The organism is Mesorhizobium sp. M00.F.Ca.ET.216.01.1.1, from assembly GCF_004010325.2.
Taxonomy (GTDB): Bacteria; Pseudomonadota; Alphaproteobacteria; order Rhizobiales; family Rhizobiaceae; genus Mesorhizobium.
In genome coordinates this window covers 1-282 of the sequence record NZ_SADR02000584.1, presented here as the reverse complement: position 1 = coordinate 282, position 282 = coordinate 1, and the positions used below count along the sequence as shown (strand labels likewise).

Below are 282 nucleotides of genomic sequence, written 5' to 3'. Positions count from 1 at the left end.
AACCGCTGGTTCCTGGAATTGGGCTCAAAAGTTTTTGCCGGCTGGCGCGGCCGGCAGGCTTGAGCGAAGGATTGCCAGCGCCAGATAAGGGCAGGCTGGTGGTTCGCCGCCAGACCGGGACGAGCTTGCCGGGCAAGAGGAGGTTGCAGGGTGATGCGCTTGACGGCGTTGCTTTGGGAGGGTCGCGGTGCGGGTCGGTAACGCACTCTACCGGCTCGCCAAGGACCTGCCGCCGGCAATCCCGGTGTTTCCGCTCGCCGGCGCGCTGCTTCTGCCCGGCGG

The 282-nt window shown here is 67.0% G+C and carries 1 pseudogene; it reads left to right on the top strand.

The window, feature by feature from the left end:
* Positions 1 to 187 precede the first annotated feature (187 nt).
* Positions 188 to 282: pseudogene (locus tag EN859_RS37535) on the top strand (ATP-dependent protease); the annotation flags it as partial.